The sequence below is a fragment of the Paenibacillus sp. Y660 genome, from assembly GCF_057221575.1.
Map to the genome: position 1 here is coordinate 1 of NZ_JBXBBJ010000100.1, position 576 is coordinate 576.

Sequence of the window (576 nt, forward strand, 5' to 3'; positions counted from 1 at the left end):
CGACGAGGTTGATAGGTTCGGGGTGGAAGCACAGCAATGTGTGCAGCTGACGAATACTAATCGGTCGAGGGCTTATCCTAAAAGGTTTGCTAAGCAAACCTACATCGTAAGCATACGCTAAAAAGGTTGTAACTCAAACCTACATCGTAAGCATACGCTTAAGGTTTGCATGGACCCATACATCCAGCAGACAACAGTTAAAGAGGTTTTCAGCAAACCTAATCTTTCGTATCCAGTTTTCAGGGCGCAACTTGCTAATGCAAGCATTAGCAATCGACCCACATCAGTGGGTTTTATTTTTTGTCCGTGAGCCAAATGTTCACTTAGATAAGCACCTGATTAAGATTATGGCGGTCGTGGCGAAGTGGTTAACGCATCGGTTTGTGGATCCGACATTCGGGGGTTCAATTCCCCTCGATCGCCCCATTTTCACAAAAAAAGCAGGACAACTATTGTTGGGGATTAGCCAAGCGGTAAGGCAACGGACTTTGACTCCGTCATTCTCAGGTTCGATCCCTGAATCCCCAGCCATTCATTTGCGGAAGTGGCTCAGCGGTAGAGCATCGCCTTGCCAAG

The 576-nt window shown here is 47.0% G+C and carries 2 tRNA genes; both read left to right on the forward strand.

Annotated elements, in window-relative coordinates:
- Positions 1-350: 350 nt before the first annotated feature.
- A tRNA-His gene (locus AC2TDN_RS26635) sits at positions 351-426 on the forward strand.
- 30 nt (positions 427-456) lie between these two features.
- A tRNA-Gln gene (locus tag AC2TDN_RS26640) sits at positions 457-531 on the forward strand.
- Positions 532-576: the final 45 nt, after the last annotated feature.